The sequence below is a fragment of the Pseudoalteromonas sp. SR45-4 genome, assembly GCF_014163535.1.
Lineage (GTDB): Bacteria > Pseudomonadota > Gammaproteobacteria > Enterobacterales > Alteromonadaceae > Pseudoalteromonas > Pseudoalteromonas nigrifaciens.
The window spans coordinates 1-2,004 of sequence record NZ_JACJDO010000087.1; the positions used below are offsets into that span (position 1 = coordinate 1).

General features: G+C 43.3%; 3 protein-coding genes. All 3 read left to right on the forward strand.

What is annotated here, in order from left to right; genetic code table 11:
* Positions 1-284: IS66 family insertion sequence element accessory protein TnpA (gene tnpA, locus H5058_RS18045; protein ID WP_182679366.1), on the forward strand; the 284-nt coding region annotated here is incomplete at its 5' end.
* Positions 281-634, forward strand: a complete 354-nt coding sequence (tnpB, locus tag H5058_RS18050) for an IS66 family insertion sequence element accessory protein TnpB (protein WP_024605589.1) — start codon at positions 281-283, stop codon at positions 632-634. The genes tnpA and tnpB, both read left to right, overlap by 4 nt.
* 39 nt (positions 635-673) lie before the next feature.
* The coding region (tnpC, locus tag H5058_RS18055; RefSeq protein WP_182679368.1) for an IS66 family transposase at positions 674-2,004 on the forward strand (1,331 nt) is incomplete at its 3' end.

The following is a 2,004-nucleotide window of genomic DNA, read 5'->3' on the forward strand; positions in this document are numbered from 1 at the left end:
AACACTGGCAAGGCATTTTTGAGCAGCAAAAATCGAGTGGTTTAGCCATCATTCAATTTTGTCGTGATAACAACATTAACGCATCGACTTTCTATGTTTGGCGTAAACGCCTTTCTGACGAAACGATAAGGGTTAAAAAGCAACAGGTGATCCCGTTTGTTATTCATGAGCAAGCCTTTACACACCCTTCAATCATTAAACTCACCACACCAAACGGCTATCAAATAGACTTCGAGTCGACATTAGCGCACCAAGCACTCGCCAAATTATTGAGCGTACTGTGACACCTTGCACCCACCAAGTTTACTTGGTCACGGGATTCACCGACATGCGAAAATCAATCAATGGGTTAAGTATTATTGTCAGCGATACCCTATCTCTCGATCCTTTAAGCCAAGCGTGGTTCGTTTTTTGTAATAAACAACGCGATAAATTAAAAATTTTGTTTTGGGATACCAATGGTTTTTGGCTTTATTATCGTCGCTTAGAGCAAGGACGATTTCAATGGCCAAATCATGCTCAAGCACACGTAGCCATGGGGATTGAACAACGGCAGTTACAATGGTTATTATCTGGCTTACCGGTAAATAATAAAACCCGCCACTCAACTTTATCAGGGTTATCAGTGATGTAAATTAACCAGATCGTTTTTTTTACTTGAACGATCTTTCCCATGTGTCATGCTATTAAAATGCCAGACACTATTCTCATCACCGAACTACAAAATCAGCTTGCACTTATGCAGGCTAAGCTTGATGGCTTAGAAAAAGATAAAATTTCACTGCAAGAAGATAAGGTTGAAATGCAATCGCGGATTGACCACTTGCTTGCTGAGCTTAAGTTAAGTAAATCCCAAAAATACGGTAAAAAAAGTGAAAAAGCCCCACGGGGCACCTTCAATGAAGCGGAGCAGCATAAAACGACTGAGCCGCCTAAACACCATAAGAAAGGTAAACAAATACTGGCTGAGCACTTTGAACGAGAAGAGGTTGAGCACACCTTAACCGAGTTAACGTGTCAGTGTTGCGGTGAACAACTACATCAATGTGGTAGTGAAGACAGCGAGCAAGTGAAGATTATTCCGGCGAAAGTCAGTGTCATTAAGCACAAACAATTTAAATATGCTTGCAGACATTGCGAGCATGAACAATTGGCCAGTAAAATAATCACCGCGCCTAAACCCAAGCAGCCTATTCCTGGCAGCATTGCGAGTCCAGAAGCGTTATCGGCGGTTGTTACGGGCAAATACTGCGATGCCTTACCGCTTTATCGTTTCGTTGACATACTGGGCCGTGGCGGCCTTGAACTATCGCGCGGAACATTAGCTAATTGGTGTATTAAAGCGGGCCTGCTAATCAGCCCCTTAGTGGCAGCCATGCAACGTCACTTGCTTAGTGAGCATAGTTTATGTGCCGATGAAACCCGTACACAAGTGTTAGATGAAGGTGACAACCCTAGCAGCAATTCCTACATGTGGGTTTATCGCAGCAATGAGGTCAGCCGTGAGCCTGTCGTGATTTACGATTACCAAGCAGGTCGAAGTCGCGCTTGCGCAAAAGAATTTCTTGCCGGTTATCAAGGCTATTTACAGTGCGACGGTTACCGTGTTTATGACGGTATTGAAGGCATTACCCCTGTTGGTTGCTGGGCACACGCTAGACGCAAATATAACGATGCCTTAAAAGCAGAGTCGAAAAACAAAGGTCGAGCGCATAAAGCCATCAGCTTTATCAGCCAATTATATAAACTGGAAACCCACGCTAAAAACAAACAGTTATCTCCTCAAGCGCGGTATCAGTTACGACAAGAAAAAGCCTTACCCATATTAATGCACTTTAAAGCGTGGCTTGATAAAGCCGAAGGTAAAGTAACGGCGGGGAGTTATATTGGCAAAGCGATAAAATACACGCTTAATCAATGGCCGAAATTAATGCGGTATAGTGAAGATGGCGAACTAGGGATTGATAATAATATTACTGAGCGAGATATTCGGCCGTTTACCAC